A 2,532-nucleotide genomic window follows, 5' to 3' on the forward strand; every position below is an offset into this window, starting at 1 on the left:
CGCCCGCCCTGCGCACCACGCGCCAGGTGCCGCACGAGCTGCCCGTCGCCGCGCTCGCCTCGCCCGCCGTGGAGGCCGTGCCCGTGGCCGCCCCCACGGGCGGCGGGCGTCGGTAGGCGCCGGGCGCGTGACAGGCCCAAGACCACGCTCATCCGTACGGAGGCAACAGCGTGCGCACCTGGATCGGACACCCTTTCCCCCTCGGCCCGACCTACGACGGCGAAGGGACCAACTTCGCCCTGTTCAGCGAGGTCGCCGACCGGGTCGACATCGTCCTGGTCCATGAGGACGGCACGCATGACAGCGTCTCCCTCACCGAGGTCGACGGCTTCGTATGGCACTGCTACCTGCCCGGTGTCGGCCCGGGGCAGCGCTACGGATACCGGGTGCACGGCCCCTGGGACCCGGCCGCGGGCCATCGGTGCAACCCCGCCAAACTCCTCCTCGACCCCTACGCCAAAGCGTTCGAGGGGCAGGTGGACAACGACCCGGCGCTCTATGAGCGTGCGGCGCGGGGGCCCGAACCGGCCGACAGCGCGGCGCACACCATGCTCTCGGTGGTGACCGACCCCTCCTTCCCCTGGGAGGGCGACGTACTGCCGAGGCGTCCCTACGCCCAGACCGTGATCTACGAGGCCCATGTGCGTGGCCTGACCCGCAGGCACCCCGGCGTCCCCGCGGAACTGCGGGGCACCTATGCGGGGTTGGCGACCGAACCGGTGATCGACCACCTGCTCTCGCTGGGGGTGACCGCCGTCGAACTGATGCCGGTGCACCAGTACGTGCAGGACGGCTTCCTGCGCGACCGCGGACTGTCCAACTACTGGGGGTACGCCTCCATCGGCTTCTTCGCGCCCCACAACGCCTACGCCGCGCACCGCTCGCGCGGCGAGCAGGTCACCGAGTTCAAGTCGATGGTCAAGAAGCTGCACACGGCCGGGCTCGAAGTGATTCTGGACGTGGTCTACAACCACACGGCCGAGGGCAACGAGAACGGCCCGACGCTCGCCTTCCGCGGCATCGACAACGCCTCGTACTACCGTCAGGCGGAGGGCGATCCGGCACACTACTTCGACACCACCGGCACGGGCAACAGTCTGCTGATGCGGCACCCCAACGTCCTGCAGCTGGTCATGGACTCGCTGCGCCACTGGGTCACCGAGATGCACGTGGACGGGTTCCGTTTCGATCTGGCCGCGACGCTCGCCCGCCAGATCCACGACGTGGACCGGCTGTCCGCGTTCTTCGACCTGGTCCAGCAGGACCCGGTGGTCGGCCGCGTCAAACTCATCGCCGAACCCTGGGACGTCGGCGAGGGTGGCTACCAGGTCGGCAACTTCCCGCCTCTCTGGTCGGAGTGGAACGGCAAGTACCGTGATGCGGTACGGGACTTCTGGCGCGGCGAGGACAACTCGCTCGCCGAGTTCGCCTCCCGGCTCACCGGGTCCTCCGACCTCTATCAGCACGATCGCCGCCGTCCGCGCGCAAGCGTCAACTTCGTCACCGCACATGACGGCTTCACGCTGCGCGACCTGGTCTCGTACGACCACAAGCACAACGAGGCCAACGGGGAGGGCAACCGCGACGGCGAGAACACCAACCGCTCGTGGAACTGCGGCGCCGAAGGACCCACGGCCGATGAGGGTGTCCTGGAACTCCGCGCGCGCCAGCAGCGCAACTTCCTTGCCACACTCCTGCTGTCACAGGGGATTCCCATGATCGCCCACGGCGATGAGGTGGGCCGCACGCAACTGGGCAACAACAACGCCTACTGCCAGGACAGCGAGGTCTCCTGGGTCGACTGGGATCTCGACGAGGACCGGCGCGCGCTGCTCGACTTCACCCAGCGGGCGATCGCGCTGCGCGCCGCGCACCCGGTGCTGCGAAGACGCCGCTTCTTCCGTGGCGGCACAGCAGCCGAAGAGGGCCGACCGCTGCCGGATCTGGTGTGGTTGAGGCCGGACGCGCACGAGATGACGCGGCAGGACTGGCAGCGGTCCGATGCCCACGCCATCGGCGTCTTCCTCAACGGTGACGCGATCACAGAGCCCGACGCATGCGGCAGGCCCGTGGCGGACAGCTCCTTTCTGCTGCTCCTCAACAGCTACCGGGAGCCGATCGTCTTCCGTCTGCCCGACCTCGCGTACGGCGAGCGCTGGACGACACGGATCGACACCTCGGACCCGCGAGGCTTTTCGGACGAGACCGAACACAAGGCGGAGAGCGACATCGCTGTGGGAGCGCACAGCCTGCTTCTGCTCTCCCGGTGCTGACTCCCGGTCCTGAGGCGTGTGGCGGTCCTGAGGCGTGTGGCGGTCCTGAGGCGTGTGGCGGTCCTGAGGCGTGTGGTCAGGACGCCCGCAGGGCCTTCGCGAGGACGCCGTCGCCCCGCAGCTCGATGCTGCCCGCCCGCACCCCGTCGCCCACCGTCAGGGCGCCCCGGCCCACCGCCACGCAGGTCTCCGCGTCCAGCGTCAGGCGTACGTCGGGGGCCTCGGGCGCGGGACCGTCGCCGTAGGACTCCCCCTCGCC

General features: G+C 69.6%; 1 protein-coding gene and 1 pseudogene. One reads left to right on the forward strand and one right to left on the reverse strand.

Features of this window, described 5'->3' with window-relative positions; genetic code table 11:
- Window positions 1-170 precede the first annotated feature (170 nt).
- On the forward strand, window positions 171-2,273 hold the full coding sequence (gene glgX / locus E2651_RS42595; RefSeq protein ID WP_135336628.1) for a glycogen debranching protein GlgX: 2,103 nt from the start codon (window positions 171-173) through the stop codon (window positions 2,271-2,273).
- A gap of 76 nt (window positions 2,274-2,349) precedes the next feature.
- On the opposite strand, the pseudogene E2651_RS44500 reads toward glgX, so the two are convergent.
- Window positions 2,350-2,532 (reverse strand): annotated as a pseudogene (locus tag E2651_RS44500) (transcriptional regulator); the annotation flags it as partial.

The organism is Streptomyces sp. MZ04, from assembly GCF_004684775.1.
Taxonomy (GTDB): domain Bacteria; phylum Actinomycetota; class Actinomycetes; order Streptomycetales; family Streptomycetaceae; genus Streptomyces.